We start from the raw sequence: 26,565 nt of genomic DNA on the forward strand, positions 1-26,565 counted from the left end.
GCGCTGTGGACGACCACAGCACCTCCGCTCCCCGCCAATGTGGCGACCATCCTCGCCCCGTCAGGTAAGGCAACTACGTCATGTTCCAAGATCTGCAGAGCCAGTTTCTGGGCAGCACCATCGGCGGCCTGGTAGCCGGCTCCATCTACGCCCTCATCGCCCTCGGCTACACGATGGTCTACGGCGTGCTGAGGCTGATCAACTTCGCGCACTCCGAAATCTTCATGATCGGGACGATGACGTCCCTGTTCATCCTCATCGCCATCTCCGGCGGCACCGCCCCGATCGCGGTCGGCGTGGTCGGGATGATCGGCATCCTCCTGCTCATCGCGGTGGCTTCGGCGGCCGTGTCCGGCGGCTCCGCCATCGTGCTGGAGCAGCTGGCCTACCGGCCGCTGCGCAAGAAGGGCGCCACCCGGCTCGCCGCGCTGATCTCCGCGATCGGCGCCTCCCTGTTCCTGCAGGAACTGTTCGGCCTCGCGATCATCCCGTGGCTGTCGGACAAGGCGGGCAAGGTCCAGCAGAACGCCCCCCGGTTCGTGCCGCACGACGAGCTGTTCAGGATCGGCAACGGCGTCGTGCGCACCGACCACGTCTTCGTCGTCATCGCCGCGGTCGTCGTGATGGTCGTGCTCGACCAGCTGGTCAGCCGCACCCGCATCGGCCGCGGTATCCGGGCGACCGCCCAGGACCCCGAAGCCGCCGTGCTCATGGGTGTCAGCATCGACCGCATCGTGCGGATCACGTTCCTGCTGGGCGGGGCGATGGCCGGCGTCGCCGCCGCGCTCTACGTCATGGAGTACGAGAACACCGACTACCGGGTGGGCTTCCTCCTCGGGATCAAGGCCTTCACCGCGGCGGTGCTCGGCGGCATCGGCAACCTGCGCGGCGCCCTCCTCGGCGGCATCGTGCTGGGCCTGGTCGAGAACTGGAGCTCGATCTTCCTCGGCTCCGAGTGGAAGGACGTCACCGCGTTCGTGGTCCTCGTCCTCGTGCTCATGCTCCGGCCCACCGGCATCCTCGGTGAATCCCTGCAGCGGGCACGCGCATGAAAGGCGACGGAGTGTCTGACAACAACGAAACCCCGGCGCGCAAGGGTTTCCACCCCATCGACGGGATGCGCGACTGGTGGGCCGACGCGCCGCACTGGCAGCGCTACGGCGTCTACCTCGCCCTGATCGTCATGGTCCTGATCCTGCCCGCCCCCTGGATCGGGGCGTTCATGTCCCCGTATTCGGACTGGACGACGGTGCTGATCTTCCCGGTCGGCACGTACATCCTGCTGGCCATCGGCCTCAACATCGTGGTCGGCCACGCCGGCTTGCTGGACCTCGGCTTCGTCGCGTTCTTCGCGATCGGTGCCTACACCTGGGCGTCGATCGGCACTTCGTACGGCTGGTCGTACTGGCCGACGGTGGTGCTCGGCATCTTCCTGGCCTCGGTCTCCGGGGTCATCCTCGGCGCGCCGACGCTGCGGCTACGGGGTGACTACCTCGCGATCGTGACACTGGGCTTCGGGGAGATCGTCCGGATCACCGCGAACAACACCGACGCCATCGGTGGCGCGCGCGGCATCACGAACGTCCCGCACCCCGAGCCGCTGTTCGGTATGGAGTTCTTCCTCGACCCGGCGCCGTACTACTACCTGATGGTGGTCGCCATCGTGCTCGTCGTCGTCTTCTCGGTGCGGCTCACCAAGAGCCGGGTCGGGCGGGCGTGGGCGGCGATCCGCGAGGACGAGGACGCGGCCGAGCTGATGGGCGTGCCGACGTTCAAGTTCAAGCTGCTCGCCTTCGCCATCGGCGCCATGATCGGCGGGTTCGCCGGCACGATCTACGCGAGCAAGGCCGTGTTCATCGAGCCGAACAACTTCCCGTTCATCCTGTCCGCGACCATCCTGGCCGCGGTGGTGCTGGGGGGCTCGGGCAACCTTCCGGGCGTCATCCTCGGTGCGTTCGTGATCGCCTGGCTGCCGGAGCGGTTCCGGCAGTTCAACGACTACCGCGTCCTCATCTTCGGCGCCGTGCTGGTGCTGATGATGGCGCTGCGGCCGGAGGGTCTGCTGCCGTCGCGGCAGCGCAAGGCCGAACTACGGGAAGGAACCGGCGGCATGGGCGCCATGGGCGCGGAAGTGGCCGGCCCGGACTCCGAGGCTTCGGCGGAGGTGAAGAAGTGAGCGCGCTGCTCGAATTCGACAACGTGACCATGCGCTTCGGCGGCGTCACGGCGTTGCGCGAGGTCAACCTGACCATCAACGAGGGCGAGATCTTCGCCCTGATCGGGCCGAACGGCGCGGGCAAGACCACCGTGTTCAACGTGGTCACCGGCGTCTACCAGCCGACCGAAGGCCAGGTCCGCTTCGACGGCGACCGCATCGACGGGATGAAGCGCTTCAAGGTCACCAAGCGCGGCGTCGCCCGGACGTTCCAGAACATCCGGCTGTTCCACAACATGACGGCGCTGGAGAACGTCATGGTGGGCGTCGACGCGCACCACAAGACCGGCGCGATCGGCGCGACGCTCGGCCTGCCGTGGCACCGCAAGGAAGAGAAGCAGGGCCGCGAGCGAGGCCGGGAACTGCTCGACTTCGTCGGCATCGGCCGGGTGGAGAACAACGTCGCGAAGAACCTCTCCTACGGCGACCAGCGCCGGCTGGAGATCGCGCGGGCACTGGCCACCGATCCGAAGCTGCTGCTGCTCGACGAGCCGGCCGCGGGCATGAACCCGGCGGAGAAGAACGCCCTCCAGGCGCTGATCCGCAAGATCCGGGACGACGGCCGCACGGTGCTGCTGATCGAGCACGACATGGGCCTGGTCATGCACATCAGCGACCGGCTGGCCGTGCTCGACTTCGGCCAGAAGATCGCAGAAGGGCTGCCGCACGAGGTGCAGAACAACCAGAAGGTGATCGAGGCGTACCTGGGGGTGTCCGAAGATGCTTCTTGAGGTCGAGGACATCAACGTCCACTACGGCAAGATCGCGGCCCTCAAGGGCATGAGCATCCAGGTCGACGAGGGTGAGATCGTCTCCCTCATCGGCGCCAACGGCGCCGGCAAGACCACGACGCTCAAGACGATCTCCGGGCTGCGGCCGCTCACCAGCGGCCGGATCCTGTTCAACGGCCAGGACATCTCGAAGACCCCGGGGCACAAGCGCGTGCTGCTCGGGATCGGCCAGTCACCGGAGGGCCGGGGCGTGTTCCCCGGCATGACGGTGCAGGAGAACCTCCTGATGGGTGCCTACACCCGCAAGGACGACCTCCAGGCCGACCTCGCCGAGGTCTACGAGCTGTTCCCGCGGCTCGCCGAGCGGAAGACGCAGTTCGGCGGCACCATGTCCGGTGGTGAGCAGCAGATGATCGCCATCGGCCGGGCGCTGATGACGAAGCCGAAGGTGCTGCTGCTCGACGAGCCGTCGATGGGCCTGGCGCCGATGCTGATCGCGCAGATCTTCGACATCATCCGGGAGATCAACAAGCGCGGCACGACGGTGCTGCTGGTGGAGCAGAACGCCCAGCAGGCGCTCAAGCTGTCGGACCGGGCGTACGTGCTCGAAACCGGCCGCGTGGTCCAGAGCGCTCCCGGGGCCGAACTGCTCAACGACCCGAAGGTGCGGGCCGCCTACCTCGGTGGCGACCTCGGGGTCTGAGATCGTTTTTTTGAGGGCCCGGCGCTTCGGCGCCGGGCCCCTTCTCACAGCTTGATGTCGGTGCCGTTGAGGTTCTTCATGTCCGTGATGGTGGGACCGCCGAAGACCCTGACGGTGACCGGTTTCCGGCCCTGGGGGATGTCCCAGTAGAGGTCGAACTCGACGCGCACGCCGTGCCCGAGGTCGAACTGGCCGGGCTGGCGCTTGATCAGCATGGCCTGCTCTTCGGGTGGGCGCGCGGTGCCCTGGTCGTCGACCAGCAGCTGCCTCTTCGTGTCGAACAGGACGCTCGAGGTCCCGGTGTTCGTGATGACGAGCCGCAGCCGGACGAACTGGCCCTTGGCGGGGAACTCGGTGTGGCTGCCGGTGATGCTGGGCAGCCCGGCGGCGAGGCCGAGAAGGGTGAACGCGGTGTCGCCGTTCTTGGCGGGCGGCAGCTTGAGGGCGGTCTCGTCGGGCCGGACCTGACGCGGCGGCAGCTCGTAGGTCGTGGGCGCGGGAGTGCTCGGGGCTGCTTCGCACCCTGCCAGCAACACGAGGGCGACGACGGCCGGCAGCAGTTTCACCTGGGTGATTCTGCCCGCCGGCCGTCGGGTTCGGCTAGCTCCCGATGCTCTCGACAACGGCCTCGGCAACGGCCTTCATGGTGGTCCGGCGATCCATGGCGGTGCGCTGGATCCACCGGAAGGCATCGGGCTCGGTCAGCCCTTGGCGGCTCATGAGCAGGCCCTTGGCGCGGTCGATGACCTTCCGCGTCTCGAGCCGGTCGGTGAGCCCGGCAACCTCGGCCTCGAGCGCCTGCAGCTCGGAGAACCGGCTGACGGCGAGCTCGATCGCGGGCACGAGGTCCCGCTTGGCGAAGGGCTTGACGAGGTAGGCCATGGTCCCGGCGTCCCGCGCGCGTTCCACCAGATCCCGCTGGCTGAAGGCCGTGAGGATGACAACGGGGGCAATCCGGTCCCCGGTGATCTTGGCCGCGGCCTCGATCCCGTCCAGCTTGGGCATCTTGACGTCGAGGATCACGAGATCGGGCTTGAGATCGGTGGCCAGCGCAATGGCCTGCTCGCCATCCCCAGCCTCCCCGACGACTTCATAGCCCTCTTCACGCAGCATTTCGACAAGGTCCAGCCGGATGAGCGCCTCGTCCTCCGCGACGAGCACCCGACGCTGCGGCACGGTGGCGGCACCGTTGGCCTCGGTAGCCTGATCGGTCACCGGGGTCCTCCTGAAGACTCGGCGTGGCGTTGACGTCTCGCGGCGTTCCGCGAACCTGAAGCCTACCGGGAACGATCCAGAAGAAGAGATGGCGTTCACCACGTAGTGGCGGGCGCGACACCGGCATCGCCGAGGCCGCCCCCGGAGGCGGGCGGGGTCCGGTGATCCCGTAGAGTCACCACGTCACGCCCCCGTAGCCCAACTGGCAGAGGCAACGGATTCAAAACCCGTCCAGTGAGAGTTCGAATCTCTCCGGGGGCACAGTGGCCCACCAGCACAGAACGGCCCCTGACCAGGCGTTATTAGGTCAGGGGCCGTTCTCGTCTGGTCCGGCGGTGTCCGGGTCTGTCCGGCCGTCTACGGCCCTCCACCCCCCATGCGCCCCCCAGCTACCGGCCGTCAGCTCTCCCAGCCGAGGGCCTTCTCGATGCGGTCGTGGGCGGCCGACTCAAGGCCGGCGATCACCTTGGCGTAGATCTGGTGCAGGACGGCCACCGAGTGGCCGGCCCACTCCGCGCACTGTGTAGACGGCACCCCAGCGGCCAGCCAGGTGGACACACACGCGTGCCGGAGATCGTAGGGACGCTTTGCCAACGGCGACGCGTACTCGTCCTCTGAGAGCGCGCCTTTCCGGGCCTTGTCCCATACCCGGCCGATCGTGGACTCGGCGAGATCTCCCCCGGTCAGGTTCCGGAACAGCCGGCCGTCAGCCGCCGTACCGAGCGTGCTCAAATGCGTATGCAGAATCGCTGTCAACGGCGGCGGGGACGGCACTGCGCGGACTTCGCCCTTTCCCCGCTGCTTGAGCTGTCGGCGGTCGCGACGTTCTCCGCTGTCCGTCCAGGCCGCGCCGGTGATTGGCGCTGTCTCCGACAACAGCAGCTCGCCCCACCCCTCCTCGGGGAGCTGCAAGTCCGACTTGCGCAGCATGGCCGCCTCTTCCGGCCGGAGAGCCGCGTAGTACATGACAGCGAAGAACGCGACCAGCATCGGACCAGACGACCGGCGCGGCTGCCCCTCGATCCGTTGTGCCTCCACTTCGGACAGTAGACTCCTCGCCTGCCTCGGGTTGATGACCACGCGCTTATCGATCGCCCGCACCGACTTCGGGGCTGTCCACTTCACCTCGGAAAGTCGATTTGCGGCCAACAGCTTCAGTTCGTGGGCGTACTCCAGCGCGTTGAACAGAACGGCGCGCTTGCGGTTGACAGTCTTCGCGGCGGCCTGTTTTCCGTCGAGCTTGAGTGACATCACTTCCAGCACTTCCCGGAGAAGGGCCTTGTCGTTGAGTCGGGACACTGGCGCGGTGTTCGACGCCAGCCACTTCAACGCCCGCTCCACTTCCGGGGGTTTCGGGTCGTCGCGCCGTTTGGTGTTGAACGCCCACCCGGTGAGCGCGCGACGGAGCGTCTTTCCGTCCGGCGCTCCCCTGGTCGTCGCCAGCAGCGCCGGCGTCACACTGGCGAGGGCGTCAGCGTTCCCGGCTCGTGACTTCCCGGCGGCCCGTGGCCACTTCATGTCGATGTACTTGCACGCGAAGTCGAACCACGGCATTTCGTTCTCCTGGCGAAGCTTGGAGACCGGCAAACCCTGCGTGCGGTCGAATGCCTCGCCACGACGCGACGCGGCAACCAGGTCCGAGCGGAAGCTGTCCGCGAGCGCGAACGTGTCGAAGAGGTCGCTGAACCGCGTGCCGGCGACGAACCACACGACGCGGTAGTTCGTCTTCGTCTTCCTCACGCGGGTCTCGATCTTCCAGATCTTGACGTCGTAGGTCGTGTCCATCAGGCGGCCTCCTCACAGTTGTCGAGCCAGGTTTCAAGGTCGGCCCGGCGGATGCGGATCTCCCCGTTCGGGAGCTTGATGCAGCGTGGCGCGCGCTTCTTGGCGCGCCACTCGTAGAAGGTCGAGCGGGCTACTGCCAGTTCTTCGCAGAGTTCGGCGATGGTGAGGTGTCGGCGTGGCGTGGCCATCGGTGGTGAGCCCTTCGGGTCGTGCTGTCGGTGGCGGTGATGCGCATGGGCTCTCCTCGTTTTGGCGTGGTCGGTTGTCGATGCTGAGGGGGTAAGCCGTACCAGCCGTACCAGCCTCGTTTTGCCTGGTCAGGTGCGGTACGGCTTGGTTTCGTGGTACGGCTTGAGCCGTACCAGGGCAGTTGTGGTGGTACGGCTTGAGCCGTACCAGGCGGGGAAGCCGTACCAGGGCTGACCTGCGAAAACGAGGCTGGTACGGCTGGTACGGCTACCCCGCCCGGCGGTGTCAGGCCGACCGCGCCCGGCGCAGCGGGATCGCGCCCCCGGCGGTCTCTTCGCCGTCACCGTTGGCCGGCGAATCGGAGCAGTAGCGCTCCCACGAGTCGGTGAAGTCGGCCCGGCGGTAGCCCTTGGCCTGCCCGGCACCGGGGAACCGCATGGTGTCCGAGCGGATGCCGTACTCCTTGAGCAGACTGCCGAGCTTCATGGCGGTGAGCCCGGTCGCGCCGTACTCGCGCCACGGCGACTCGTCCAGCGCGCGTAGGCGATGCAGCAGTTCGGCGGTCGGCAGCGCGAGTTCGTCGCCGAACGCGGTGCGGCAGTCGGTGAGCAGGCGCTGACGGTCGTTGCTGTCGTTGTCCTCGTCGGCGGCGGCGGTGAGGGCGAGCACGGCGGTACGGGAGCGGTCGCCCCAGGTGCCGCCGGCGTGGTCGGCGACGGCGACCAGGGGTTCCCAGGTGTCGGCGGCGCGGTCTTCCACGGGCATCTCCGGTTCGGCGGTCTCCAATGTGGACAGGTCGGCGCGCAGCCACGCGTGCAGGTTGTCGGCGAGCACGCGCAGGGCGGGCCGGTCCCGGCGGTGCCGGTACGGGGCCACGGTCTCGCCGGGGGCGCGGCGGCGCATCCGGGCGATGACGGCACGGTCCTCGATGGTGTCGGGCATGGTCCCGATCCCGGCGAGGGCGGCCATGGCGAACGTGGGGATGGACTCGACGCGCTGGTTGGTGGCGTCGTAGCGCTTGGCCGGCCGGTTGCGCTGGTGTCCGGCGTTGAGCAGCCCGCGCAGGTCCTCGTTCCCGTCGGCCTTCGGGCCGAAGATGGTGTCTGCCTCGTCCACGAGAAGGGTGGGCGGGTCTTCGGAGACCGACCGGTAGACGGCGGCCGGGCTGCTGTTGACGGTGATGAACGGGTTGTGGCAGGTGGCTTCCACGATGTCGAGCAGCCGGGATTTCCCGCAGCGCTTCTCCGGCGCGCGGATCACCAGCCGGGGCGCGTGCGCCCACGCGGGTTGTGCGTGGGTTGCGGCGATCCAGAGGGCGATGGCGTCGGCGGTCTCCGAGTTGGGCAGAGCTACGTACCGGATGAGGGCGGCCCGTAGCGAGTCGAGCAGGGCAACCCCGTCCAGAGTGGACGGTTCGAGGTCGTAAGTGCCCATCGGTGCTCCCCCGTCGTTCGGTGTCGTGGTGGTCATCAGGCGACCTCTCGCGTGGCGATCCAGGCGTCAACCCGGGCCCAGGACGCGGCCGCCTGTGCGCGGATCTGGCGCGGCGTCAAGGCGGGCCGGGTAACGACGGCGCGGCGGCGTTCGAGTTCGGCGTAGGTCGGTGCGGCGGCGAGGGTGCGCCAGTCGGCGGCGGTCGACACCGCGTTGGACGTCTCGCGGGCCGTGCGGCGGCGGTCCCACTCGATCCATTCGGCGAGGAGTTCGGCGACGTGCGGGCTGGTGGCCAGCAGTCGCCAGGCGGCGGCGTCGAGGGTGAGGGCGCGGTACTCGGTGAAGGGGATGGTGACCCGGGTGGCCGGGCCGGCGGCGGTGGTGTGCGTGGTCAAGGCGGGTCCTCATGTCGGTCACACGGGGTGACGGTATGTGGGCGTGTTCAGCCAGAGCTAGGGCCGGTTGGCGAGGGCGCTAGCCTGGTTTTCTGGGTGTTTCCGCAGGTCGGAGCACAGTGGGTCTAGAGCACTAGTGCGCTGGTCACGACTGCTGTGGGTGTCTAGAGGAGGGGTCTAGGTCTAGGGGCGGTCCGGTCTAGGACGCGCACCGCCCCTAGCCTCGACGTCTGGTTACGCTCGGTTGTTCTTGGCGGTGGTGAGGGCGTCGCGGGTGTAGCCATTGCGGTTGGCGCCCTTGCCGGTGTCGGGGTCGGTGCTCCACACCTGCTTGGGCTTGACGCCGTAGGGCTTGAGCGCGGTGGCGAGGTTCTGCGCGGTCCAGCCCCGGTACTGGCCGGGCCGCAGCTCGGCCAGGCGAGTCACGATCGCGTCGGACCAGAGCTTGTCCTCACCGCGCTGGAACACGGCGATGGTGTCGGCCAGCGGGTCCAGCCGCGCGGCCTCGACGTCGACGGCCTCACCGGCGGCGTAGCCGGTGATGTTGCCCAGCGCTTCCCGACGTGCGCGGGCGCCGGCGGCGATCTTCTTGGCGTCGGTGGCGTCCTTGTAGACGCTGCGCACGATCTGCGCGTCGTCACCCTCACCGGCGAGGTAGCCGATGCCCCGGTCGGAGCGGGCGAACATCGTGGCGCGCACCCCGGACTTGTACTGGCTGGTGCCGAGAACCATGTCGTTCGCCTGCTGCCCCATCACCTTGAGGCAGAACCGGAGGATGGCGTTGGCGGAGATGCCCGTGGGCAGCGACTTCGCGTCCGGGCGCTGCGTGGCCAGGATCAGCGTGATCCCCAAGGCAGGGCCGCGCTTGACCAGGTCGGTGCAGATCTCCTCCAGCTCCTCGCCGTGCTCGGGGTGCTCGAACCACACCTGGCACTCGTCCACCCCGACCACGATCGGCGCGAGCCGCAAGTCCTTGCGCGCGGCCAGCTCCGGCGTGACCTTGTTGTCCGGACAGACCGACTCCGGCAGGTTGCGGATCACCTTGGTGCGGCGGCGCATCTCCTCGCGCAGCTCCCGCATCTCCACCACCATGCGTTCGATGTCCTCCGGGTCATCGCCCACGCCGTAGGCCTGCGCGCACTGCCCCAGCGGCGAAAGGTCGCCGGTGCCCTTGAGGTCGTAGGCGTAGAGCACCGCGCGGGGGTCGAGGGCGGCGATCAGCAGCAGTTCCCGCAAGGTCACGGTCTTGCCCATGCGCGGGACCGCGCCGATCACCATGGACGCGAACATCAGCGTGATGGGCACCCACCGGCCGCGCTGGTCGGTGCCGAACGGCTGCGCGGTGAACAGGTCGACCGTCGCGCCCGGCTTGGCCAGCGGCCACGGCTTCTGCTTGGCCTTGGACATGTCGATGTCTCCGACCCACAGCACCAACCGTCCTTCGTGGACCTTCGCGTCCCCTTCCGGCCACACGCACCCGATCTGACGGCGCAACGCGGAGGACAGCTCGTCGCGCTTGGCGATGATGTCGCCGGCCGTGACACCCAACGGGAGGTCGACGTCCGCGCGCCAGCCGTCGCCGTCGCGGGCGATCGGGTTCGGGAACTCGATGCGCTTGCCCTTGGCGTAGGCCTGGTTCAGGCCACCGATGCCGAGAGAGCAGAGCGCGTCCTCGATCATCGACGACGTCAGCTTCGGGGTCTTGACCGAATCCACGGCGCGGCCGGCGACCGGCTTGTCCGCCGGGGCACCCCACCAGCCCACGAGCGTCATCGCGACCACCAACGCCGTCCAGTTCCAGAACGGCGTGACGAACGTGATGCACAGGTAGACGATGGCCAGCAGCACGACCACGCCGACCATCACCGGGCCCATGCGGCGGCGCACGGTCTCGTTGCGGATCTCCCGCAGCTTCATGTATAGCTCCGCGTCGGCGCGGTCGCGGGCGTTCATGCGGACCGGGTGGGACTCCGCGTCGTACACCCACGCGCGCAGCCGGGCGACCAGGCGGCCGGTCGCGCCGAACGAGCGCAGGAACGCGGTCGGCACGTAGACCGGCACCCGCAGCGCGTGGAACGCGGTGGTGTGGGCGGCGTAGCGGACCAGGAACCGGGCCCGCGACTTGAACTCCTCCGCCGAGGTCAGCCAGCGCGCGACCAGCGGCCGGGCGGTGGCGTTGCCGGCGGCCTCCCACCACGTCGCCTTCGTCGCGGGCGGGTCGACCAGCCGCACGACCGTGCCCGGCTCCGCGTCGTCGTCGGCGGCGGGCCGGTCCTGCTCCGGGATCTCCTCAGGCGTGCGGGCGGTGTCCGGGCGGATCGGGACGACGTTCCCGGCTCGCGTCGTGGCCGTGTCGGTGGCGGCCGGGTCGGTGTTCACTGCGTCGTCGCCAGTGGCGTTCACGGGAGCGTCGGCCGGGGTGTTCGTGGACGGGTCGGGCGTGCTGTTCACGACGTGGGGCCCTTCGGGGTCGGGTCCGTTCACGGACTCGGGGGTGTGGTCGGCGGTGGTGGACATCAGGCGGCCTCCTCCTGGTCGACGGTCACGGACTGGTCGGCGGGCACCGGCAGGGCAGCCGGGGCGGTGGTTTCGGCGATCAGGTCGTCAGCGACGTTCTTGCTGGTACCGCGCGAGATCTCCGGGCAGACCGACCGGACCCACGCGGGGGTGATCTCGATGCCCGGTGCCCACGCGGCGCGGGCGTCGGTGAGGTAGTCCCCGCGCAGCTTCCGAGCGGGCTTCGCGGCCGGCTTGCGGGCCGGACGGCGACGCGGCCGGGTAGCCGGAGCGGGTGTCTCCCCCGCGCTGTCCTCCGCCGGTGCGGCGGGCACGGCGGCCGGCTGCTCTCCCGTGAACGCCGTGCCGGCGGCGGCCATGACGGCTTCGGTGAGCTTGTCCCGCAGCACTGGCGCGGTCTCCGCCGCGAGGAACACCAGCACCGGCGGCACCGAGTGCAGCACGACCCCGGCCACGTCGAAGTGCGTCCAGGACTCCCAGGTGTTCATGACGTAGGTGGCCAGGAACGCGAACCACTTCGTCCGATGCGCCCACCGGCCGGTGTCGACCTGGTACCGGGCGGTCACCTGCTCCGCCCGCAGCACCGCCACGAGCACGAGCGACACCATGGGGTCCAGCAGCCACCCGGCCAGCCAGCCGAGTGACCAGGTGGCCGCGCCGGCGGCGGCGAAGGACTGGACGTTGACCATGGTGAAGGCCAGGCCGAGGAAGATCCCGAGCCAGATCACCGCGTCGATCTGGGTGCGGACCTTCTCCACCCGCAGCGCCACCACGTCCGGGTGGTTGGCCAGCCGCCGGACCTGCGCGGCGGTGGCGGCGTCCTGGGCGAGCTTGGCCGCCTCCGTGAGCGGCTGGTGCTTCGCGTCCTGCGGAGCCAGGGTTTCCGTACTCATCAGCTCTGCCCCCATTCCGTGCCGTTCTTGCGTTCCCACTGGTCCTTGCGGCCTTCCAGTTCCGCGTTGAGGACCTGGCGGCGGTCGTTGTCGTTGAGCTGCGAGAGCACGCCCTGACGGTGCTCGGGTCGCATGCCGGACAGCAGCACGTGGACCACGGCGGCGTCGATGGCGTCCTCTTCGGACTTCTTCTTGCCGAACATCAGCGACGACCCCCACGGGTGGTGTGGACGATTTCGGTGATGGCCATCAGCCGCACGATCGTGGCGGCGGCCAGCAGCGCCGGGACGACCAGCGCGATCCAGGTGGCGGTGGTGTTCTGGATCTTCACGATCACCAGCCACTGGACGAACGCGATGATCGCCGTGGCCAGGACCAGGCGGATCGTGTTGCCCGTCATGCGGGTGACCTCGCGAACGCCTTTCTGGGCCCGGATCGCGGACTTGCGGCCGGAGCGCCACACAGAGAACACGCCAACCAGCGCGAGACCACCGAGGATCATCACCATCTGCGTGGACATCTCAGGCCACCTCCGAGACGTCGAAGAGGTCGGACTGGCCGGGTGCCTGCCAGCCACCGCCGTGCCACACCGCGTCCAGCGCGATGCCGTGTTCGGCGCGGATGACCGGCTCGACCTCGGCGAGCCAGGTACTGCGCGTGGCAGCCGGAGCCTTGGCCCACGATCGGCCGGTGTCGGTGAACCGGCGGATCGCCAAACGCTCGATCGCGCGGGGAGTCAGGGTGCTTACCATGGGAGACCTCTCCGAGTAGCTACCTGCGTGGTGGTTGATCGGGAGACCCGACGCGGCGTGCGCGTTCTTGGCGGGATGAGCCGCCGTGTCGGGGCCAAATGCGGCGAGAGTGGCGGGAAAGCCGAGTCGAACGGTCATGCGGCCTCGCCCTCCGGTGCCGACGTAGCGGCATCCAGGCGCACCGGCAGCACCCGCAACGTGGCGCGGTCCGTCCGCCGGCGCGTCCGGTGGGCGTGCTGCGCGTCGGTGAAGGTGTGGCGAGTACGCGTCTGCGCCACCGTTGTCGCGGCAGCCAAGTCCTGGTCGACCTCAGCGATCAGCGCGTCAATCGCCGACTCGTCCAGGCCATCCGGGCAGTAGCCCTGACCGGCGGCAAAGCCGTCAGCGGCGGTCCGGACAACTCGGTCGGTGATGTGTGCGGACTTCATGATGTTCCCTTCGGGTGGTGTGTTGTGGAACACCATGAACCTAACAGTTGGTTTTTTTACCAGTCAACTGATTGACTCGAATGGAGTAGCGCCGAAGCTGTGAGCAGCACGAATAGCGCCAGTCATCTGGTATGGTCTGATCCGTTGACCATCCAGATGGTTGGTCTCACGGCGAACCGAAGGAGCTGCTCTGATGTCTCGGCCGCGCTCTGGAGTTCAGCGGTCCGAACCGCTGCACCAGCAAGTTGCCCGCAACATCCGGAACGACATCGAGTCCGGCCGTCTCCGCGACGGTCAGCCGCTGCCGTCGACTCGCGAGCTCGCTGGCGAGTGGAACGTCAGCGCGTTCACAATCAACGAAGCGATGGACGTGCTGATCAAGGAGGGGCTCATCACCAGCAAGCCGCGCGCCGGCCGTGTCGTGAATGCGCCGCACGTGACCGCAGAGGCGCGCCCCAAGCCGAGCTCACCCCAAGTCCTGGTGGTCGGCGGCTACGCCGGCAGCGGCAAGACGGAACTTGGCCGCATCGTCGCCCGTGAGACCGGCTGGCCAATGCTCGACAAGGACACCTTGACCCGACCCGTGGTCGAAGCTGCCCTGGAACTGCTCGGGCTCTCGCCCAACGACCGCGAGTCCGACTTGTACGTCAACAAGATCCGGCCGCGCGAGTACGAGGCGCTGATCAGCGCGATGACGGAGAACGTCCAGTGCGGCAACAGCGCGATCGTGACCGCGCCATTCGTCAAGGAGTTCTCCGACCCGGCGTGGGCGGAACGAATCCAGGCGACCTGCGCGGCGATGGGCGCCAAGGTCTCCTTCGCCTGGGTCTACTGCGACGCGGACACGATGCACACGTACGTCCGCCATCGCGGCGCCGCGCGCGATGCCACGAAGCTCGCCAACTGGGACGACTACATCGCTGGCATCGACCTCGAGTTACGGCCGCCCGCTCCCCACGTCGTCATCGACAACTCTGCATCCAGCAAGCCCCTCCAGGACCAGGCAAGGGGCCTCGTCAGCTCCCTGCTGAGCAAGGACGCAGAGCAGCAGTGACAACGCGCATCCTCGTGAGCAACGAGACGGACGACCTGGTTGGTCAGGAACTGTTCAGCCAGCTCGACTCGGTTGATGTCATCCCCTACGACCCCACGACCACGACCCTGGACGAGCGTCAGCGTCAGGCTGAGATCTTCGTACCGCCCTACCGAGGCACCAACCGCCCCATGCCGTTGATGGCGCAGATGACCAACCTCCGGATGGTCCAGCTCACGGCGGCTGGCACGGACGAGTGGGCGAACGATGTCCCGGACGGCGTCGTCCTCGCCGGCGCACGGGGAGCACACGCCGGACCGGTCTCCGAATGGGTGCTGTCCGCCGCGCTGACCCAGTACCGCCAGTGGCCGGCGCTGGTGCGGTTCCAAGACGAGCACACGTGGGCACATCGCAAGTTCGACGCTGACACGCTTCACGGCAAGCGGGCCCTTATTGTCGGAGCGGGCAGCATTGGCTCAGCCGTCGCACGGCTGTTCGCAGCCTTCGGCACGGAGTCCACTCTCGTTGCCAACACGAGCCGAGGCGGAGTCCACGCAGCGTCTGAGATCTCGGGCCTTATTAAAGGGCACCACATCGTGGTGATCACCGCTCCACTGAACGACAAGACCCGAAACTTGGTCGACAGAGACTTCCTTGCGGCCATGGATGACGGCGCACTGCTCATCAATGCCGGGCGCGGCAAGATCGTAGACACAGAGGCGCTAGCGACTGAAGTGCAATCGGGGCGTTTGCGCGCTGCGCTCGACGTTACAGAGCCGGAGCCCCTTCCCGAGGACCACCCGCTTTGGTCTTGCCAGGGTGCCATCATCAGCCCACATTCCGCCCGCACAGTGCCAGGAACCAACGCGCTCTGCTACGCCGTCGCCGTCGAGCAGGTCAGAACCTTTATGACTGGTCAGACTCCGACGAACGCAGCCGATAGAAAATTGATCTCACCCGAACGTGACGTTGTTTGAACCTGACAGCGACTTCATCTGGATCAATTCTTCGCCACCCACGCAGCGCGTCGTTCGGACATGTTCGGGCTGCTGGCCAGTATCATTAGGGAGTGAACGCAAGGCAGAAGCCCAAGAAGACGGCGATACCGCGAACCGGCCCCAGTCCAGATGACTTTCACGACGTCGTCTACTTCAAGCGCCATCGCGACGACGACGAGAACGAGTCAGCCCCAGGCCGCGACTTCTTGAATTCGACTTGCCCCACGCCCGTTCGTGCGACCTTGAAGGCCGTTTTGGCAAACGTCGCCGCATCGCCACCCAAGCGCTTCTCCGGCGGAGGCTACTGGGAAGCAATGAAGGGCGACATGACAGGATGGTACGAAGCAAGAAAGGACGGTCGCGGCCGTCGTCACTACCGCCTATACTGCCTGCTCGACTACGAGGCCGAAGGCATGGACAAGCCGCTCTTAGTAGTGATCGACGGCCGAGACAAGCCCTTCCAAACTACGCTCTCACCAGCCGACTACGCCGAAATTCGAGCACTTGGCGAGGAGTACAAGAGCCGCAATCCTCGGTCGCTTGCCTGATTGAGCTAGCTAGCGCACAGCTCCCGTGCAGAATTTCGCTTCTCATGCATCGACTTAGCCAACTCCGCAGGATTGTCACTTACACCCCTGTGGAGCGGCTCCGTCACTTGGGCGATTTCCTCGGGAGGTAACGGCTCAAGAGTGACGCGCATTCCAAGAGCTGCAGCCACCTCAGCCACGGTACCAATCGTAGGGTTCCGATGGCCCGCGGAAAGCAACCGGCGCACGACCGCAGGCTCAGCACTGATCGCCCGCGCCAAGGCAGCCTTTGACATATCCAGCTCGTCGCGCGCCTTGTCCAGCTCGTTAACCAGACGATTGATGGTCTCGATTCGAAGACTCTCAACCACGTAGGTTCGCAGGAACTCCGGGTCCTTCAGGTCCTCGGCCAGGTCGTCCCAGAAAGTCGTCGGTGCAGCACCCATGGACTGTCCTCCTGTTCCCGGCCAACTCTCGCCGCTCTGGAGCCCGCTCAGACTCACTCAGTACAACGTAACATAGATGCTACGTTCGTCGCTATCTGAACACAAGGCTTAGTTGCCAGCAAGGCCCTGACCAGGGAAAATACAGTAGGGACCGCTCTGGCGAGTAGGCTCCGTCGGCGTAGATAAGACTTATGGTCGGAGCCTACTCGCCAGAGCGGTCCCTAGCGTGAGCGACACGCTGAGTAGCGGTGTCAACCACCGTGGCGGGCGATAAAGTCGGGACGTCACAGGCACGTCGGAAGCCGAACCCGACTGACGCCTCTCGTCCAGTCGAGTGCCGCATTAGCAACGCGTCAGGCAGTGCCACCCCCCACGCTCCCCCCGGCCTGCGCTAGACACCTGAACGGTCGCAGGCACGAGCCAACTTTCAAGATCCGTTCAAAACCCGTCCAGTGAGAGTTCGAATCTCTCCGGGGGCACAGACAGCAACCTCACAAGCACGCCCCGCGGGCGCTCCTTGTGAGGACATCTCCTCGGTGATCCTTTCCGCTGTGCCGGCGATCACCGGCAGCTGGTCTTCGGGAAGTGTGATCTCCAGTGTCGCACGATCACCGTCGGCGTCAATCCGGATGGCCAGCTGCGTGACCTCGAACAGCGTCCGCAGCAGATCCTCCGGCGCCTGCGCCAGGTTCAGCGCGAGGTACGGGAGCGCGTCAATCAGGTCCCTCTCCTCGACAGTCGGCACGCCAGGGTCAGCTCCGCCGGACCGACCGAGATCCGCAAGTGCACTCGCCACATCCGTCCGTTGCTTCTCCAGGTCGTTGTAACGCCCTCGCAGCGCCTTCGTGAACGGGTCGTCAGGGTCGCCGTCGGCCGCCTGCTGCAGGATCGAGTTCTGCTTCTTCGTGAGCTCGCTTAGCACCTTGTCAAGCCTCTGGGCATCTGCCTCCCGATCGCGCGCCGCCTGGTCGTCGACGCCCGCCAGCTCGCTCTCGAGCACCGCCCGACGGTCCAGACTGAAGACGCGGTCGGCGAAGAACCGAGAGACGGCGTCGAGGACAGCGTCCTCGCGGAAATACAGCGCCTTCTCGTGGCCGAGGTACTTGTCCGGGCGTCCTCGGTTCGTGTTGCTCGGTCGGCACAGGTAGTAGGACCTGCCGTGCCGGGGAACGCCGATCATCCGGCGCCCGCAGGAGCAGAACACCATCCCGCGGAACAAGTAGGAACGCTTGGTCTGCGGGTGGACGTTGCGGTCGCCGCCGGCTCTGGATCCCTTCTTAGTCTGCCTGCGGGCGACGAGCTCGTCGTACATCCACTTCGGGATCAGCGGCTCGTGGGCCGGTTCGAGCGACCAGACCCACTTCACCGGGTCGTTGACCTTGCCTCGGCGCGACCGCGTGGCGCGCCGGTTGTAGACCTGGTAACCGGTGTACTTGGGATTGCGGAGGATGTCGTAGACGCTGGACCGGCTCCATGCCCCGCGGGCTCGCTCCGGTCCCGGCGGGACGGGTGGCGGGTGCTTCGTCAAGTCCTGGTTGAGGAGCTTGGCGACCGCGTCGCCACCCAAGCCGTCGTAGTACGTCCAGGCTGCGATCTGCGTCACAGTCTCACCCCGAGCACCGTCGGGCTCGAGACGGGTTTTGGTGATCCCCTTCGCGGCTTTCGCCGGATTAGGATGCCGGAAGATCTTGGCCTTGTAGCCGTAGCAGGGCTTGCCGATGTTCCAGCCTTCGCGGACATGAGTGCAGGTACCGCCCCAGGACTGCTCAAGGGTGTTCAGAACTTCGTACTCAGCGACGGACTGGTTGATCCGACGCTGCAGGATCCGCTGGGCCCGGCTGCCCGAGACGCTGATGGTCTCGTTCGCCGCGAACAGCGAGACCTCGTATTTCTCAAGGTCTCGCTCGACCGAGAGCCCCTCGTAGGCCCGGCGTGCGACTCGCGCGATGCTCTCGCAGATGACGACGTCGAACCGGCGGTCCCGTCTCGCAGCCTCGGCGAGGAGGTCCGCGATGCCGCCGTCGCGGGCGATGGGGATGTCGAAGCGCTCATAGTGATCGCCGCGACCGCGACGGTCGAGTTCCATCCGGCCGGACTCGACGTCGTAGAAGTGCGCGACGATGACCCAGGATTCGGGCAAGGCCGTCTTGCTGTTCCCCAGTTGGCGCAGGATCGACTGCCGAGGATCCTGTTGCTCCTCTGTGGAGGTTCGTCCCAGGAAAGCGACGCGAACCTCGTCGCGCAGGAGGGCCAGGGGCATGCCCAGGGCGAGACAGCGTGGTCGGAGAGCCCCGACGGTCCCGAGACTCCGGCAAGGCGATCTCGTTGGCCGTAGCCATCTAAGCTGGGAGCCGGCGGATTGATGATCACACGATCGGATGAAGTCATGGCGAGTCAGGCATCCTCGACGGATTGAGCGGCCGACGCATCGGCGGCCCACCGGAGGAGATCTGCCGATGCGTGAGCAAGCCGGGTGCGCAAGTTGTGCGCGCTTGCCCCGTGAACAAGCTCGACGCGACCGGAGAAATGGCATTCATCGCCGCGCGAGCGATCCTGATGGTAACACCATTCAGAACCACTGCGTCGCGGCATCATGCCCGAAGTCGAGGCGTGATCGACGCCCTGTTCCCCTGCCGAGACAGTCAATTCACTCACCGAGACCCTGCGAGACCCGAGCCCGAGAGCGGCGAGATTCTTTATCTCCCCGTCTCGACATACACCACTAAGAGGCACCCTCAGCGAGACAAGCAGAACTGCTGCAGGAACAATTCAGTTCCGCTATGATGTCCGCTTACCGGATTGAATTTCCGGACACTTGCCCCGCGTCACGGGCGGCTGGCCAGGAGCATGCTCACCAACGCGCTGGTCTCCTGGTCGAGCTCCACGTCCAGCGAGGCGGCCAAGGCGGCGAGCTTGTCTGCCGTCCGGCGGACTGCGGCGAGATTGCCCGCTCGGTACTCGATCCGAAGCAGGTCTCGGTAGAGGATCTCGCTCACCGGCTCGGCTTGCAGTCCACGCATCGCCGCCCGGCGCGCAGAGGGCAGGTCACCAGCCTTCTGGTGCACCTCAGCGAGGGTGTGGGCGACGTCGACGATCGCGTCGGTCATCTCCCGCTGGAGCCACGAGCTCCACGCGTACCTGCCAGGCGGAACGTTGCTGAAGGGTGTCCCCTGGACCAGGTCCAGTGCCTGCTGCAGATCCGAGACCACGGCGTCTCGCCCGGCGAGACCGCGGCGCGCGAGGTCTCGGAAGGTCTCCCAGTCGGTGGTGAATGAGCAGGACACCCGGTAGCCGCCGTGACGTGCGTCGACGTTCGGGACGTACAGCTCGCCGTTCTCGTCGCGGCCGAGCCAGGTTCGAAGCCGCGAGATGTAGCCCTGCCGAGTAGCTGCTGACCAGGGTTGGGCATCGGTGCCGAGCTGGCGGGAGATCTCGTCGGCCGTCACGCCGGGGTGCAGGGCCAGGAAAGCTGCCAGCTCGGTCAGGCGGTTGAGCTTCTTGCCCTCGACGGCCTGCGGGTCGGCCCCGTGCAAGCGGACCGGGCCCAGCACCTGGAGAGAAGGCATCGCCGCGGCCGCAGCCTGAACCGGTGCACCGCTCTCGTCGAGCGGGACGTTACGGTAGTCGTCGGCCGGAACCTGGACCGGCTCGTCGGCCTCGGCGAGTGCGACTACGAGTTCGTCGACCTGGGCCGGCGTAAGCCTCTGCAGCTCGACCTCTTCGCCCAGCGCTTCCACGGTGGTGCGCTGACTGCCGACGTCGAGGTGCCACGCACTCGGCAGCCGGACGCCTTCGCCGCGAGCCGTTACGACTGCGTCGAGCCGGTCGTACGGGAGCCGTTGCACGATGTCCTCGCTCAACGGGAGGACCGACAGCATCAGGTTAGGCTGTCCGGCCCGTGGCTCCAGCGAGTCGATGGCTTCATCCCAATCTGACGCGTACCGCAATCGATCCGGGTGGCGTTCGGCCGACGTCTTCCCAGCACCTACCAGCGTGATCTGCGTTCCCGCCGCCCATGGGGCCGCCACGAGGTCCCAGGCCATCGCGAGGACGACGGCCTCGATTGCGTCGCGGTTTCCGCCGAGGGTGAGGACGCCGGCTTCGCGCAGGTCGATCAGCACGAGGTCGCGACCGGCGGTGTGGCCGAGCGACGCCAGCGTCGGGTACGGCGGCGGTTCGCCGCCGCCATCGAGTTTCGTCGACGGATCCAGCTGCCACTCGGCCATTCCGGTCTTGACGAACGGTTCGAGCGGCTTGCTCCCCTTCCTCAGCTGGAGTTTGATCCCGTCAGATCCGACTCTGATCGCTTGCAGGTTCGGCAACTCGTCGCCCGCATTTCGCGCGAGAGTTCGCAGCGCTTGGTCGAGCTCGTCGACGGTGGCGGGTCGTGCGGCGGTATGGAGGACCTTCTCGAACTTGCCCGGCGGCTTGTTCCGGATGCGGTGACCGGGACGTCGGCGTTGCTGAGCGCGTCGTCGTCGGGTTGCCAGCAGCGTTAGCAGGCCCGCGGCGAGAAGACCACCGATGCTGGCCAGCGCGATCGGTAGCCCGTTGTCAGTGTCGACGGGTGGTGTGGCCACGCTCGAGGGATGGCCTGACGTGGGTGGGATTCGGACGCTGGGCAGCGGCTTCGCTGGCTGGCTGGGAGGAATCGGGGTTGGTTCGGGAGGCTGGCAGGACTCCGGAGTGCGGAGGAAGGCCGCGGTAGCCGGAGCTGCACCGCCGCCGGCGTCGGGTCTCGGCGGGCGGGGTATCCGCAGGACATCGCCTGGGCGGATCGTGTCGGGGTCGTCCAACTGGTGTCCGCTGAGCTGGGGTCGGCCGCGGTTGAGATCGAAGATCTCGCGATAACGTCCGGCGTCGCCGAGTTTCTCGCGGGCGATCTGGGACAGCGTCTGGCCGGGGCGGACGACGATCTCCTCACAGTCAGCGTGGCTGTCGTCCGGCAGTTGCAGCGTCCAACCTGGCAGGATCAGGCCTGGGTTCTGCAGGGATCGGCCGTCGGGTTGCGTGATGCCGCGGTTGAGATCGAAGACCTCGCGGTAGCGCGAAGGACTGCCGAGTTCGCCGGCAGCGATCCTCGTCAGGCTGTCACCGGGGACGACGACGTGCGTGGGCCGGGCTTCGTCGCCGTCCGGCGGTTGAGCGGCTTCGGCCGCCGTGCCGGTGAGCATGACCAGCAACAGGGCCGCGGCGATGCGCTGGGCCCAACCGAAGCCGGGCAGGCGAGGAACGGTCGTCCCGCGGAGACGGGCGAGCACCTCCAAGACGATCGCGGCGACGAGTTGCAGCCACGCGACGAGGCCCGCCGCAACCAAGAGCAAGAGGAAAAGCCGGCCGTTGTCCTCGCTCGTGAGCCAAGCGACTGCCTCGCCGACGGTGGGTACGTGGTCGGGCATATAGACGGATCGGAACTGCCACAACGCCGCGAGCGGAGCCACGGTGATCACGACCATGGTGGTGACGCCCAGGAACAGCCTTGCCGTACGCATCGCGCTTGCCGTACGCATCGGTCCTCCTATCCCGCGGAGACCACGACGGCCGTGCCGGTGCCGTGGACGGTGAAGGCGGGGATACCGATCGAGCCGAGAAAGACGGTGGGCCTCGTGATCGTCGTTTCGACGATCAGAAGCCGGCCGTCCCATCGCGCGGTGCCGCCGGCACCGGACGTGGCAAGGTAGTGCTGGGCCTCGACCACCGCCAGCTGAGGATCGACGTCCGCGTCGGTCCCCTCAGCCAAGGCGTGGGCGCGTAGTGCTTGGCCTCCGGCACGCGCGGCCTCTTCCGCTATCGACCTGGCCTGGGAGTACGCCTGGCCCTTGCGGGTCCCGTCCACGGCAAACCCGAGGCCGACCAGCACCGCGACGCTCAAGCCGAGGATCAGCACCGACGCCGAGCCACGTTCCCCGCGCAGCGATCTCATGATCGGGCTCCGTACCGGTCGATCGGCGAGCGGAACTGCGATCGAAGCGTCTTCGAGCCGCCGATCCCCGGGGCCAGGTCGACGAGGGGCACCACGCAGGTCACGGTCGCGACGACGTATCCGGTCTCTCCGAGCGACTTGGCGAAGTCACGGGCGTCGACGGCCACGTCCAGGCTGCTGCACGCCAACCTCTGCTCGGCAAGCACCGCGCGGGCGCGCCGGTCCGCCGTAACGGCAGCAGCCTGGCCGTCGCGGGCGATCGACGCCGCTCGAGCCGCCGAGCGAGCGGCGTCGTCGATGGCCGCATCGGCCACGAGCACCCGCAGGCCGACCAGGCCGAGTCCGAAGATCAGGAAGAGCGCGAGGACGCCGACGACCGCCTCGATGGTGACGTCGCCCCGCTCGGACGACTTCATGGCCGCAGCTCCTCGATCGGGCCGGACGACGTCTGGCTGATCGGGAACTGCGCGAATGGCACCAGCGACACCGCTTCTCCCGTGACCGTCACGACGACGTTGCGGCCGTCGGTTTCGGCATGCGCCGCGACGGCGTCCAGCCACGAGCCGGTGGCCCGGGTGACGTAGCCAGCCGCGGCGAAGGCGGCGGCCGCGGTGTCCACCGGCGGGAGCCGTGCCGCGTGGACGCCGTCGCGGGCGGCTTCGAGCGCGACACCACGGCCGAGCAACACGACGGCGACCTGCAGGATCGCCCAGGCGACCAGCAGGATGGCGCTGAAGACGACGGCCGCGGCGACGTTGTCGTCGCCGCGCTCACCGGCCAGCATCAGTGGCCGCCGATCAGCGGGAGCTTGCCATTGACAAAGGCGGTGATGCCGGCTCCGATCAGCGTGGCGACGGTGATGCCGAGCGCCGCGTAGAAGGCCTTGGTGATGTTCTCGTCGCCGCGTTCGCCCTCGTCGACGAACTGGCTCAGGCGGGTCTGGAAGTAGAGCCACCAGAACGTGATCTTGCCGAGCATGAACTTCTCCCTTCAGGTATGGAGCATCAGGTAGAGGCCGGGGAACGCGAGGAAGGCGATGAACGCCAGACCCAGCAGGGCGACGGGCATGTCCATGCGATCCGAGCGGACCGACGAGCCGGTCTTGCGCTCGGCGAGCTGCTTCTCGTCCAGGGCGGCGGCCTTGGCGCGGAGGGTGTCGACGATGCTGGCGCCGTCCTGGCCGGCGCTGGCGATGATGTGCCCGATGTCTTTCAGCTCGCGGACACCGGTTTCCTCGGCCAGCTCGGCGAAGCCGTCCCAGGGCATCCGGCCGCGCAGCGTGGCTTCGTCGATGGCCAGCCTGATCCGTCGGAACGCCCAGCCCGAGCCGAGCGTGGCCGGGTAGCGCAACGCCTCGACCGGCCCGCGGTCGCCGAGCCGGCCCAGCGCGACGAGCCGGCAATAGGCCGCCAGGGCGCCGGCGAACGCCGTCCGGGCATGCCTGACCTTGCTCCTCAGCACGATCACCGGCAACTGCCACCCGAGGAACGCGCATCCCACGGACGCTGCGCCGGTCAGCACCGTCGGCGGTGCGGCGCCGATCAACGCCAGGACGACGGTCAGGACCGGGATCCACAGGGCGCCGATGAGCAGCAAGCCGATCCGCTGGACCAGGAATTGCTCCCTGGACTGGCCGACCAGCGCGAGATCAGCGGGGTTCGCAATGAGCTTCATCCGATCCGCACGCGCGACGAGCACATGGCGTAAACCCTGCGGCGTCTCGTGAAGCACGTCGGCGAGCCGCGGCCGCGTCGGTGCGAAGGCCGCCACGACCAGCGTCACGCCGATCGCCGCCGTGATCGCCAGGACGATCAGGGCCGCCTCGGGGTTCATGGCCGTTCCCGGGGAAGGAACCGCGGTGCCGGGGACTCGACGCCGAGCCGGCGCAGCCACACCACCGCAACGCCGACAACGCCCAGCACCACAGCGAGCACCAGCTGCCCGCCGACCGAGCTGTACACCGACGTGTAGCTGTCACTGCCGAAGGCGGCGAAGCCGACGAACATCACGGCCCAGAGCCCGAGCAGGATCCGGGCGGCGGACCGCCTGCGAGCCCGTTCGGCCTCCGCGTCCCGGCGCGCCGCGACGTCGATGGCGATCTGGCGGGCCAGGGTGGTCAGGAGTTCAGCGGTGCCGGTGCCTTGCCGGTGGGCGACGCAGAGACCGGCCGCGGCGGCGTCGCCGATCTGGTCGTCGAGGTCGTCGGCGAACTGCCGGAGGGCGTCGGCGACGTCCCAGGTGCGCAGGCGCTGCCCCAGTGTGGTGACCTCGGAGCTGATCGCAGGCGGCGCGTCGTGAGCGGAGCCCTGCAGGGCTCCGACGAGACCGGCGTTGCCCGCGCGCAGGACGTCCGCGAGGCGTCGCAGCCAGTCCTCGAGCGCCTCCAGCCGCTCGATCCGCTCGGTGGCGAGCTTGCCGGCGCCGAACAGCCACGGCAGGAAGACGCCGGCTGCGGCAATGGCAATCCCGGCGACCGGCCAGCAGCTGACCAGCCAGACGAGCGCGCCCACACCGCAGGCCACCGACCATCGCACTGAGCTGCGCCGCCGGGCCGACCACCAGGCGAGGAACCGTCGGCCGCGCCGGAACGCCGGCACGTCGTTCGGCTCAAGACCGTGGATGCCGAGGACGGCAAGGGTGAGACCCAGGCCGGCACCCGCACCGGCCAGCGTCAGGATGAACTCGGTCATCGCGGGCTCCGCTCGGTCAGCCAGCCGCCGTCGCCGCTGCTCGTCAGCCAGCTGCGGTCGAAGCCGCCGCGCTCGTAGTCCTCGATGTCGGTCGGCAGGTTCCCGGTCGGCACCGAAAGGCCGCCTTCCGCCTGGGCGAAGAGGAAGGTGCGGGCTGGCCGCCCGTACTCCCCCGGCTCGACAGCGACGACTTCGGCGATGTGGCGATCGAGACGGCCGGGCTCGTGCACCAGGTCGACGTGGACGATCAGGTCGATAGTGTTGGCGACGACCTCGTAGGCGAACTCGGGCGTCCAGGCCGCGTTGGTCTCCAGGCAGAGCAGGACCATGCGGTGGATGGCCTGGGCGGCGCTGCGCGCGTGCAGGGTGGACAGCGATCCGGCGCCGCCGGCGGCGAGCGCGTTGAGCATCGGGACGATCTCGCCGCCGCGGACTTCCCCGACGACCGTGCGCGCGGTGTGCATCCGCAGCGACTGCCACACCAGCCGCGGGAGGTCGACGCCGCCGACCGGCCTGCCGTTCTCCCAGCGCTCGGTGTTGCCCTCCCGCTCCTCGAACGCGACCACCGCAGGGAACCGGTCACGACGGCGGTGCAGGCCGAGCTCGAACTCGGTCTCCAGCGTCGCGAAACGCTCGGTGGGCGGCACCTCCCAGCACAGCGCCCGCAGCAGCGTCGTCTTCCCGGCCTTCTGCCGTCCGCAGATGACGATGTTCTTCTCCGCCCGAACCGCTGCGCGCAGCAGCGCAAGCTGGGCGGTCGAGAGCATGCTGCGCTGTCGCAGCGCTTCCAGGCCCGCGGTCGGCAGCCGGTGCCGTCGGATCGAGATGTGCGGGCGGTCGGTGACGCCGATGGCTGCGGCCAGGCGTTCGCCGCCGGGAAGCTCCATGTTGAGCAGCGGGCGGGCGTCGTTGATCGTGTGCTCGGTGCGGCCCATCCGGGCGGCGATCCGCTGCAACCACTGGACAACGGCTTGGTCGGTCGCGGCGATCCGTGGTGCCCGGCCGACGCGGCCGTCGTGGTAGGACAGCCACACCGGGTCGCTGCCGATGATGTCGATGTTCTCGACCTCGTCGTCGGCCAGCAGGGGCTCGAGCCGGCCGAGGCCGAACATCTCCGCCAGCACGGCCGACCTGACCGTCTGCTCCTGCTCGAAGTCGAGGAACGGCCGCCCGGAGCCTGCCCACTCCTTGATCACCGTCGCTAGGACGTCGTCGAGCAGGATCTCCGCGATCGCGCGCTCGTCCCGCTCCCCCGACGCGACCTTCTCCTGCACCAGGGGAGCCAACCGCTGCTGTACCCGGTCGACGACCTCGTCGATGCCCGCGAACGCGGCGACGTCAACGGACATGGCCGTTCACCACCGGTGGCGGCTTCCGCAGCCAGTTCATCCGCTCCATCGCGCGACGGCCGATCTCGTCCGCGGCTCGGCGCGCGTGGGTCAGCAGTGGCGACGTCTCGAACTTCCGGCCAGGCCGGTGCAGGTCGGTGAACTGTGCCGCACTGTTCGGATCCCAGGGCAGCGCTCCGACGACGTGCAGACCGAGTTCCTTCCCGATCTCGCCGTGCGGAAAGCGCTGATGGGTCCGCGGGTCCGGATCGGTGATCAGGACCACGAGCCCTTCGTTGTCGAAGACGCCGTGCTCCTCTCGGATGATCTCCAGGGCTTTCGCGAAGGTCTGCAGCGAGCCGC

The 26,565-nt window shown here is 68.0% G+C and carries 30 protein-coding genes and 1 tRNA gene; 8 read left to right on the forward strand and 23 right to left on the reverse strand.

The window, feature by feature from the left end; genetic code table 11:
- The first annotated feature begins 80 nt into the window (after positions 1-80).
- The 4 genes from ACLJQE_RS38550 to ACLJQE_RS38565 are packed head-to-tail and all read left to right on the forward strand — an operon-like array spanning position 81 to position 3,649.
- Complete coding sequence (locus ACLJQE_RS38550; protein WP_410644549.1) at positions 81-1,052, forward strand: branched-chain amino acid ABC transporter permease; 972 nt, start codon at positions 81-83, stop codon at positions 1,050-1,052.
- Positions 1,049-2,176, forward strand: a complete 1,128-nt coding sequence (locus ACLJQE_RS38555; RefSeq protein ID WP_410644550.1) for a branched-chain amino acid ABC transporter permease — start codon at positions 1,049-1,051, stop codon at positions 2,174-2,176. The genes ACLJQE_RS38550 and ACLJQE_RS38555 overlap by 4 nt, the downstream gene beginning before the upstream one ends.
- On the forward strand, positions 2,173-2,946 hold the full coding sequence (locus ACLJQE_RS38560; protein WP_410644551.1) for an ABC transporter ATP-binding protein: 774 nt from the start codon (positions 2,173-2,175) through the stop codon (positions 2,944-2,946). The genes ACLJQE_RS38555 and ACLJQE_RS38560 overlap by 4 nt, the downstream gene beginning before the upstream one ends.
- The gene (locus ACLJQE_RS38565) at positions 2,936-3,649 is read left to right on the forward strand and encodes an ABC transporter ATP-binding protein (RefSeq protein WP_410644553.1); all 714 of its coding nucleotides are present in this window, start codon (positions 2,936-2,938) and stop codon (positions 3,647-3,649) included. The genes ACLJQE_RS38560 and ACLJQE_RS38565 overlap by 11 nt, the downstream gene beginning before the upstream one ends.
- Positions 3,650-3,693: 44 nt before the next feature.
- Here ACLJQE_RS38565 and ACLJQE_RS38570 read toward each other — a convergent pair whose 3' ends face one another.
- Complete coding sequence (locus ACLJQE_RS38570; protein ID WP_410644555.1) at positions 3,694-4,215, reverse strand: hypothetical protein; 522 nt, start codon at positions 4,213-4,215, stop codon at positions 3,694-3,696.
- 34 nt (positions 4,216-4,249) lie between these two features.
- Entirely contained in the window at positions 4,250-4,864 is a 615-nt protein-coding gene (locus ACLJQE_RS38575; RefSeq protein ID WP_247021332.1) for an ANTAR domain-containing response regulator, read from the reverse strand.
- A 187-nt stretch (positions 4,865-5,051) separates the two neighbouring features.
- Here ACLJQE_RS38575 and ACLJQE_RS38580 point away from each other — a divergent pair.
- Positions 5,052-5,125: transfer RNA gene (locus tag ACLJQE_RS38580), tRNA-Leu, on the forward strand.
- A 138-nt stretch (positions 5,126-5,263) separates the two neighbouring features.
- Here the strand turns inward: ACLJQE_RS38580 and ACLJQE_RS38585 are convergent.
- The 10 genes from ACLJQE_RS38585 to ACLJQE_RS38630 form a co-directional block, all read right to left on the reverse strand.
- Positions 5,264-6,649: a tyrosine-type recombinase/integrase gene (locus ACLJQE_RS38585; RefSeq protein WP_410644557.1), complete on the reverse strand. Its 1,386-nt coding sequence runs from the start codon at positions 6,647-6,649 to the stop codon at positions 5,264-5,266.
- Positions 6,649-6,837, reverse strand: a complete 189-nt coding sequence (locus ACLJQE_RS38590) for a helix-turn-helix transcriptional regulator (protein ID WP_410644558.1) — start codon at positions 6,835-6,837, stop codon at positions 6,649-6,651. Before ACLJQE_RS38590 ends, ACLJQE_RS38585 begins: the two co-directional genes overlap by 1 nt.
- Before the next feature lie 286 nt (positions 6,838-7,123).
- Positions 7,124-8,272 carry a DUF3631 domain-containing protein gene (locus tag ACLJQE_RS38595; protein ID WP_410644559.1) on the reverse strand — a complete coding sequence of 383 codons (1,149 nt, stop codon included), beginning with the start codon at positions 8,270-8,272 and terminating at the stop codon, positions 7,124-7,126.
- Positions 8,273-8,307: 35 nt separating this feature from the next.
- Complete coding sequence (locus ACLJQE_RS38600; RefSeq protein ID WP_410644560.1) at positions 8,308-8,667, reverse strand: hypothetical protein; 360 nt, start codon at positions 8,665-8,667, stop codon at positions 8,308-8,310.
- Between the two features lie 234 nt (positions 8,668-8,901).
- Entirely contained in the window at positions 8,902-11,184 is a 2,283-nt protein-coding gene (locus tag ACLJQE_RS38605; protein ID WP_410644561.1) for an FtsK/SpoIIIE domain-containing protein, read from the reverse strand.
- Positions 11,184-12,077, reverse strand: a complete 894-nt coding sequence (locus tag ACLJQE_RS38610) for a hypothetical protein (protein WP_410644562.1) — start codon at positions 12,075-12,077, stop codon at positions 11,184-11,186. Before ACLJQE_RS38610 ends, ACLJQE_RS38605 begins: the two co-directional genes overlap by 1 nt.
- Positions 12,077-12,280 carry a hypothetical protein gene (locus ACLJQE_RS38615; RefSeq protein WP_410644563.1) on the reverse strand — a complete coding sequence of 68 codons (204 nt, stop codon included), beginning with the start codon at positions 12,278-12,280 and terminating at the stop codon, positions 12,077-12,079. The genes ACLJQE_RS38610 and ACLJQE_RS38615 overlap by 1 nt, the downstream gene beginning before the upstream one ends.
- Entirely contained in the window at positions 12,280-12,597 is a 318-nt protein-coding gene (locus tag ACLJQE_RS38620) for a hypothetical protein (RefSeq protein ID WP_410644564.1), read from the reverse strand. The genes ACLJQE_RS38615 and ACLJQE_RS38620 overlap by 1 nt, the downstream gene beginning before the upstream one ends.
- Before the next feature lies 1 nt (position 12,598).
- A complete protein-coding gene (locus tag ACLJQE_RS38625) occupies positions 12,599-12,829 on the reverse strand; it encodes a hypothetical protein (RefSeq protein WP_410644565.1) in 231 nt (76 codons plus the stop codon).
- Between the two features lie 134 nt (positions 12,830-12,963).
- Positions 12,964-13,293, reverse strand: coding sequence for a hypothetical protein (locus tag ACLJQE_RS38630; protein ID WP_410644566.1), 330 nt, complete (start codon positions 13,291-13,293; stop codon positions 12,964-12,966).
- A gap of 157 nt (positions 13,294-13,450) precedes the next feature.
- Here ACLJQE_RS38630 and ACLJQE_RS38635 point away from each other — a divergent pair, with 157 nt between their 5' ends.
- The 3 genes from ACLJQE_RS38635 (at position 13,451) to ACLJQE_RS38645 (ending at position 15,836) form a co-directional block, all read left to right on the forward strand.
- Positions 13,451-14,311 carry a GntR family transcriptional regulator gene (locus tag ACLJQE_RS38635; RefSeq protein ID WP_410644567.1) on the forward strand — a complete coding sequence of 287 codons (861 nt, stop codon included), beginning with the start codon at positions 13,451-13,453 and terminating at the stop codon, positions 14,309-14,311.
- Positions 14,308-15,267 (forward strand): NAD(P)-dependent oxidoreductase, encoded by a 960-nt coding sequence (locus ACLJQE_RS38640; protein ID WP_410644568.1) that lies wholly within the window; start codon positions 14,308-14,310, stop codon positions 15,265-15,267. The genes ACLJQE_RS38635 and ACLJQE_RS38640 overlap by 4 nt, the downstream gene beginning before the upstream one ends.
- Before the next feature lie 92 nt (positions 15,268-15,359).
- Entirely contained in the window at positions 15,360-15,836 is a 477-nt protein-coding gene (locus ACLJQE_RS38645; RefSeq protein ID WP_410644569.1) for a hypothetical protein, read from the forward strand.
- A gap of 5 nt (positions 15,837-15,841) precedes the next feature.
- On the opposite strand, the gene ACLJQE_RS38650 is transcribed toward ACLJQE_RS38645, so the two are convergent.
- The 11 genes from ACLJQE_RS38650 to ACLJQE_RS38700 all read right to left on the reverse strand — a co-directional run bounded on the left by ACLJQE_RS38650 (position 15,842) and on the right by ACLJQE_RS38700 (position 26,488).
- Positions 15,842-16,261: a helix-turn-helix domain-containing protein gene (locus ACLJQE_RS38650; protein ID WP_410644570.1), complete on the reverse strand. Its 420-nt coding sequence runs from the start codon at positions 16,259-16,261 to the stop codon at positions 15,842-15,844.
- A 427-nt stretch (positions 16,262-16,688) separates the two neighbouring features.
- Positions 16,689-18,521: a recombinase family protein gene (locus ACLJQE_RS38655; RefSeq protein ID WP_410644571.1), complete on the reverse strand. Its 1,833-nt coding sequence runs from the start codon at positions 18,519-18,521 to the stop codon at positions 16,689-16,691.
- A 565-nt stretch (positions 18,522-19,086) separates the two neighbouring features.
- On the reverse strand, positions 19,087-21,771 hold the full coding sequence (locus tag ACLJQE_RS38660; RefSeq protein WP_410644572.1) for a LysM peptidoglycan-binding domain-containing protein: 2,685 nt from the start codon (positions 21,769-21,771) through the stop codon (positions 19,087-19,089).
- Positions 21,772-21,779: 8 nt separating this feature from the next.
- Positions 21,780-22,184 (reverse strand): pilus assembly protein TadG-related protein, encoded by a 405-nt coding sequence (locus ACLJQE_RS38665; RefSeq protein WP_410644573.1) that lies wholly within the window; start codon positions 22,182-22,184, stop codon positions 21,780-21,782.
- Positions 22,181-22,600 (reverse strand): hypothetical protein, encoded by a 420-nt coding sequence (locus ACLJQE_RS38670; protein WP_410644575.1) that lies wholly within the window; start codon positions 22,598-22,600, stop codon positions 22,181-22,183. Before ACLJQE_RS38670 ends, ACLJQE_RS38665 begins: the two co-directional genes overlap by 4 nt.
- Positions 22,597-22,968, reverse strand: coding sequence for a hypothetical protein (locus ACLJQE_RS38675; protein ID WP_410644576.1), 372 nt, complete (start codon positions 22,966-22,968; stop codon positions 22,597-22,599). The genes ACLJQE_RS38670 and ACLJQE_RS38675 overlap by 4 nt, the downstream gene beginning before the upstream one ends.
- Complete coding sequence (locus tag ACLJQE_RS38680) at positions 22,968-23,162, reverse strand: hypothetical protein (RefSeq protein WP_410644577.1); 195 nt, start codon at positions 23,160-23,162, stop codon at positions 22,968-22,970. The genes ACLJQE_RS38675 and ACLJQE_RS38680 overlap by 1 nt, the downstream gene beginning before the upstream one ends.
- Before the next feature lie 12 nt (positions 23,163-23,174).
- Positions 23,175-24,017 (reverse strand): type II secretion system protein, encoded by an 843-nt coding sequence (locus tag ACLJQE_RS38685; protein ID WP_410644578.1) that lies wholly within the window; start codon positions 24,015-24,017, stop codon positions 23,175-23,177.
- A complete protein-coding gene (locus ACLJQE_RS38690; protein ID WP_410644579.1) occupies positions 24,014-24,874 on the reverse strand; it encodes a type II secretion system F family protein in 861 nt (286 codons plus the stop codon). The genes ACLJQE_RS38685 and ACLJQE_RS38690 overlap by 4 nt, the downstream gene beginning before the upstream one ends.
- Positions 24,871-26,223, reverse strand: coding sequence for a CpaF family protein (locus ACLJQE_RS38695; RefSeq protein ID WP_410644580.1), 1,353 nt, complete (start codon positions 26,221-26,223; stop codon positions 24,871-24,873). The genes ACLJQE_RS38690 and ACLJQE_RS38695 overlap by 4 nt, the downstream gene beginning before the upstream one ends.
- A complete protein-coding gene (locus tag ACLJQE_RS38700; RefSeq protein WP_410644581.1) occupies positions 26,213-26,488 on the reverse strand; it encodes a hypothetical protein in 276 nt (91 codons plus the stop codon). Before ACLJQE_RS38700 ends, ACLJQE_RS38695 begins: the two co-directional genes overlap by 11 nt.
- Positions 26,489-26,565: the final 77 nt, after the last annotated feature.

The organism is Amycolatopsis sp. lyj-346, assembly GCF_046548975.1.
Taxonomy (GTDB): Bacteria; Actinomycetota; Actinomycetes; order Mycobacteriales; family Pseudonocardiaceae; genus Amycolatopsis.

Excerpts from the sequence above, each read along its gene's own strand:
- ACLJQE_RS38550 (WP_410644549.1), top strand. The coding sequence starts at position 81 with ATGTTCCAAGATCTGCAGAGCCAGTTTCTGGGCAGCACCATCGGCGGC.
- ACLJQE_RS38555 (WP_410644550.1), top strand. The coding sequence starts at position 1,049 with ATGAAAGGCGACGGAGTGTCTGACAACAACGAAACCCCGGCGCGCAAG.
- ACLJQE_RS38565 (WP_410644553.1), top strand. The coding sequence starts at position 2,936 with ATGCTTCTTGAGGTCGAGGACATCAACGTCCACTACGGCAAGATCGCG.
- ACLJQE_RS38585 (WP_410644557.1), bottom strand. The coding sequence starts at position 6,649 with ATGGACACGACCTACGACGTCAAGATCTGGAAGATCGAGACCCGCGTG.
- ACLJQE_RS38590 (WP_410644558.1), bottom strand. The coding sequence starts at position 6,837 with ATGGCCACGCCACGCCGACACCTCACCATCGCCGAACTCTGCGAAGAA.
- ACLJQE_RS38595 (WP_410644559.1), bottom strand. The coding sequence starts at position 8,272 with ATGGGCACTTACGACCTCGAACCGTCCACTCTGGACGGGGTTGCCCTG.
- ACLJQE_RS38605 (WP_410644561.1), bottom strand. The coding sequence starts at position 11,184 with ATGTCCACCACCGCCGACCACACCCCCGAGTCCGTGAACGGACCCGAC.
- ACLJQE_RS38610 (WP_410644562.1), bottom strand. The coding sequence starts at position 12,077 with ATGAGTACGGAAACCCTGGCTCCGCAGGACGCGAAGCACCAGCCGCTC.
- ACLJQE_RS38615 (WP_410644563.1), bottom strand. The coding sequence starts at position 12,280 with ATGTTCGGCAAGAAGAAGTCCGAAGAGGACGCCATCGACGCCGCCGTG.
- ACLJQE_RS38620 (WP_410644564.1), bottom strand. The coding sequence starts at position 12,597 with ATGTCCACGCAGATGGTGATGATCCTCGGTGGTCTCGCGCTGGTTGGC.
- ACLJQE_RS38625 (WP_410644565.1), bottom strand. The coding sequence starts at position 12,829 with ATGGTAAGCACCCTGACTCCCCGCGCGATCGAGCGTTTGGCGATCCGC.
- ACLJQE_RS38630 (WP_410644566.1), bottom strand. The coding sequence starts at position 13,293 with ATGGTGTTCCACAACACACCACCCGAAGGGAACATCATGAAGTCCGCA.
- ACLJQE_RS38635 (WP_410644567.1), top strand. The coding sequence starts at position 13,451 with ATGTCTCGGCCGCGCTCTGGAGTTCAGCGGTCCGAACCGCTGCACCAG.
- ACLJQE_RS38650 (WP_410644570.1), bottom strand. The coding sequence starts at position 16,261 with ATGGGTGCTGCACCGACGACTTTCTGGGACGACCTGGCCGAGGACCTG.
- ACLJQE_RS38655 (WP_410644571.1), bottom strand. The coding sequence starts at position 18,521 with ATGCCCCTGGCCCTCCTGCGCGACGAGGTTCGCGTCGCTTTCCTGGGA.
- ACLJQE_RS38660 (WP_410644572.1), bottom strand. The coding sequence starts at position 21,771 with ATGCGTACGGCAAGCGCGATGCGTACGGCAAGGCTGTTCCTGGGCGTC.
- ACLJQE_RS38665 (WP_410644573.1), bottom strand. The coding sequence starts at position 22,184 with ATGAGATCGCTGCGCGGGGAACGTGGCTCGGCGTCGGTGCTGATCCTC.
- ACLJQE_RS38670 (WP_410644575.1), bottom strand. The coding sequence starts at position 22,600 with ATGAAGTCGTCCGAGCGGGGCGACGTCACCATCGAGGCGGTCGTCGGC.
- ACLJQE_RS38675 (WP_410644576.1), bottom strand. The coding sequence starts at position 22,968 with ATGCTGGCCGGTGAGCGCGGCGACGACAACGTCGCCGCGGCCGTCGTC.
- ACLJQE_RS38680 (WP_410644577.1), bottom strand. The coding sequence starts at position 23,162 with ATGCTCGGCAAGATCACGTTCTGGTGGCTCTACTTCCAGACCCGCCTG.
- ACLJQE_RS38685 (WP_410644578.1), bottom strand. The coding sequence starts at position 24,017 with ATGAACCCCGAGGCGGCCCTGATCGTCCTGGCGATCACGGCGGCGATC.
- ACLJQE_RS38690 (WP_410644579.1), bottom strand. The coding sequence starts at position 24,874 with ATGACCGAGTTCATCCTGACGCTGGCCGGTGCGGGTGCCGGCCTGGGT.
- ACLJQE_RS38695 (WP_410644580.1), bottom strand. The coding sequence starts at position 26,223 with ATGTCCGTTGACGTCGCCGCGTTCGCGGGCATCGACGAGGTCGTCGAC.